At 32.4% G+C, this 3,804-nt stretch carries 4 protein-coding genes and 1 pseudogene; all 5 read right to left on the reverse strand.

Annotated elements, in window-relative coordinates:
* Nucleotides 1-446 precede the first annotated feature (446 nt).
* Nucleotides 447-1,061 carry a hypothetical protein gene (locus HNS38_RS19775; protein ID WP_172284830.1) on the reverse strand — a complete coding sequence of 205 codons (615 nt, stop codon included), beginning with the start codon at nucleotides 1,059-1,061 and terminating at the stop codon, nucleotides 447-449.
* Entirely contained in the window at nucleotides 1,027-1,629 is a 603-nt protein-coding gene (locus HNS38_RS20355) for a JAB-like toxin 1 domain-containing protein (protein ID WP_256367568.1), read from the reverse strand. Before HNS38_RS20355 ends, HNS38_RS19775 begins: the two co-directional genes overlap by 35 nt.
* Before the next feature lie 9 nt (nucleotides 1,630-1,638).
* A pseudogene (locus HNS38_RS20865) lies at nucleotides 1,639-1,758 on the reverse strand (RHS repeat-associated core domain-containing protein); the annotation flags it as partial.
* 20 nt (nucleotides 1,759-1,778) lie between these two features.
* Entirely contained in the window at nucleotides 1,779-2,351 is a 573-nt protein-coding gene (locus HNS38_RS19785) for a hypothetical protein (protein WP_172284831.1), read from the reverse strand.
* A 4-nt stretch (nucleotides 2,352-2,355) separates the two neighbouring features.
* Nucleotides 2,356-3,702 carry an RHS repeat domain-containing protein gene (locus HNS38_RS19790; RefSeq protein ID WP_172346974.1) on the reverse strand — a complete coding sequence of 449 codons (1,347 nt, stop codon included), beginning with the start codon at nucleotides 3,700-3,702 and terminating at the stop codon, nucleotides 2,356-2,358.
* Nucleotides 3,703-3,804: the final 102 nt, after the last annotated feature.

Below are 3,804 nucleotides of genomic sequence, written 5' to 3' on the forward strand. Positions count from 1 at the left end.
TCTTTCGAGTGAAAATATCAACCCAGCCTACTGTTGTCATTGTTATAAAATAGGCTTTATCTGATTCGTGAATTTTGTATTTATCTGACATGAATCAAAGATAGAAATTTTATTGTTGGTTTTGGCTATGTTATACGCACGGATTGCAAATCCGCGCTAGCGGGAAATTTAATAAATTGATTGTCTATCTTGTTGTTATACGCACGGAAAACATTTCCGCGCTAGCGGGTTCAACCATAGCCATTTTATGATTTTTCCTAGTAAATATATCTACCCAACCTACTGTTGTCATTGTTATAAAATAAGCTTTATCTGATTCGTGTATTTTATACTTATCTGACATCTAACAAAGATAGAAAATTTAAGAAATTGACTGTCTACCTTGTTGTTATACGCACGGAAAACATTTCCGCGCTAGCGGGATTTTTATAATACGAACACTATTTTTAATTACAAAATGTTGTTGAAACATACCGAAAACCATCTTCATTATATTTATAGAATAGATAAGAAAATTTATTAATATCATGATATCCTAACTTTCCCCATTCAACTGAAGGCTCAGGTTTGTTGTAATAAATGGGGAAATTTGAAACACTTTCTGAGGAAAAAAAGGTTTGATATAAATCACTATTTATACTATCTGACAAAACAAAAAACGAGTAACCTTTGTAACAAAAAGCACCGGAAAAACACTCTCCTTCATCTATTAACCTATCATAAAAAACATTGTAACTAACACCTTGTTGCAACTCTATTTTTATTGTTACTCCTTCTTGATTATTGTACACTGAACTCATACAAAAAACAAAATATAACCAAGTATCCTTTTGGTCATTATAGAGAGTGTCAATTAATGAAATGGAGTGTTCAAGAACGTTTGTAATTTTATTAGAAACAAATAATGAATCTAATGAATATGTATTGTTAATCTTTAAATCTTTATCATCTATAACACTAGAACATTGCGAATACGCACTGCCAGATAATAGAAAGAAGACAAAACCAAGTATTATTATTTTTGTCTTAGAACTCTCCTTTATAAAAATATTTTGTATCATTTTTTATACTCCTTTTATACCATCTATTACCTTGGTTGAAATGGATATTTACTTCTGCTTCAGAATTATTACTAATTACCTTATCTCTAACTGCCCTATCTCCTTCAGATGAATGTTCCGATGTTGGTCTTACAGGATGAGAATGATCAGCTTTATGTATTTTTGCATTTGGATTTCCCGTAAGAACAGCAACAATTCTACTACTTTCTGAATCTTTTCTTTCATTTCCAGAAGTTGTTACAACAGATTTTGCTTCTTGATTGTTTAAACTATAATCAACCAACCCCCATTCTTGATTCTCACCAGTTTGTTCTATTACAAAAGAAAAGAGTTTCTCACCATCAGATGTATTTTCAACAGATACATTTTGTATAGGCTTACCTTCTTCACTATCTCCCTTATTTACAACGCTTTCTATTGGTTTGCCAGAAAACTCTACAGAAGCTCCAGTTCTAGTAGTTGTTCCATCATCATTCTCAGTTACAGCATATACAACATCATTATCCGAATCTCCAACATTTTTTATCTCTCCATTATTAATATTTAATTCATATTCATCAACCACCATTCCATCAGGGTCAATAAATCTGATTGGATTGTTATAAGCATATTGATAGGGTGTCCATCTTCTTGCAATTTCACACATTGGGTCAGCCACATGCCAACGCCCCAATGCTGGATCATAGAACCGCGCCCCATAATCATACCATCATTCTTTCAAAAACGCTTTATCTCTATTATCTCTCCCAAATCTACAGTATCATTTTTTATATATAATTTTCTTCTCATACTCTCAATAGTTCTAATCTTTCTAACAGAATCTTTTAGTTCAGGGAAATAGTTTAATAAATCAATAGGAAAATATTGATAATATCCAGAATTACTCTTAATTAAATACGATAATAATTGACTATCATCATAATATTTATTTTGGTATTTCACCCCAAATCTTTCGCCCAAACAAAGATGAGTTTCATCACCATTATTAAAATTGATAACACAACAAACTCTTGCATCTAGACTACCAATTTGAGAGTCTAGCTTCAGTATTTTTAATAATGAATCAACTTGGTTTAAAACAGTTTGGTTAAAAATTACAGTATCAACAATACCTATATCAAAACTTTCTTCATTTAACAGTTCAGAACATACAAGACTTATTGGCGACTCAAAATGCCCCTTATAATACTTGATTTCTAATGAGGATATTGATTTCCGACTATCAATAGAACACTCTACAAAAATAAGGAAAACGAAACTAATTAAAAATATATTAATTCTTTTATTCATGTCTTTATTTGTTCTTATATTTCCAATCTTCTTTCTTTATTACAGTACCTTTATGATCAGGTCTTACCCAACCCTTTTTTGCTTCACCATTTGCTTCGGCTGTTTTTGCCTCAGCTCCAGTTATTACTCTTTCTTCTTCATTATTATCATATTTAATATTTTCTTCATCTACTCTATCTTGATGCTGTGTTGTTCCCCCAACTTCATCATCAACAGCATGATCAGCTTCGTGCTCTAACACTGTTGCTGGAGAAAGCTCAATACCATCAGTAGTTTTAATACCCTGATCTGAATTCCAAAAAACATATGGTTCCACTGCATCTTGTCCATTTTTGTATGTCGCTACTGCATATCCAAATTCAGAACTTCCAGATGTAGATGTGATTTTAATATCATGCCCATTTTCATTTGTTGCCGCATATTTTAATTTATCTCCACCTCCATTTCTAGTATTATAATTATAAGCTGAAATTACATTTTTAACAAAGTTGTTTTTGGGGGCATTTGCACCATTTTTTCCATTAAAACTAAATGGTGGTTGCAATTTCTTATTGCTATCCCTATAGTATATTTTAATATCATTTCCATCAGGGTCAATAAATAAAACTGGATTATTTGCTGCATAAGTATAGGGAGTAAATGAATTGTATTTTTCTGCCTTGTTATCGATTACATGCCATCTCCCCAAAGCCGGATCATAAAATCGTGCCCCATAATCATACCAAGCCAAATCAAAATCAGTCTGTAATTCTTTTCCGTTGTAAAGATACTTATTATCTGGTAAATTACTGGGCATATTAAAAGTTAATTCTTCTCCCATGCTCATACCAAAAGGATAATAGCTTTGGTCTTGTAAAATTTCACCTGCCTCGTTAAACATGACTCGGGTATTGCCTAGGTGGTCTTTTAGGGCGTATTCGTAATCGAATCCTCCATTTTCATTGGGCACTAAACGGCCTTCGCTGGTTTGGATAAATTGCAAGGTGGCATTTTCGTATACATAGGCTCCAATATAATCTGTTGTTATGCTTTCTTTGCTACCATCGTGGGTGTGTTTTCTTAATTTGCTACCATTTGCTGTATAGATATAGCCTATGCTTTTGCTCTCTGCATTATCATCTTTAAATTGAATAGATGTAGGCAAGTTTAAATAGTTGTATGTGATTTTTTCTATCCCCTTATTATCATCTTTATACATGTTGCCATTGTCATCATACAGATACTCAATGGCATTATCTATACCATTATCTTTGAAGCCAAAATTTTCAAAATTTGAGCCTGTTCCATCATTTACAGATAATAATTGGTTGTCAGTAATCCCGCTAGCGCGGATTTGCAATCCGTGCGTCATATAACACTGTTTACCATATCATTAAACATAGTTCTTCAATTCAGGAGTTTCTAAAATAACATTCAATACAAAAGACAACTCAGCATAATTCCGTGCAGTGCT

The organism is Lentimicrobium sp. L6 (genome assembly GCF_013166655.1).
In the GTDB taxonomy this organism is placed as follows: Bacteria; Bacteroidota; Bacteroidia; order Bacteroidales; family UBA12170; genus UBA12170.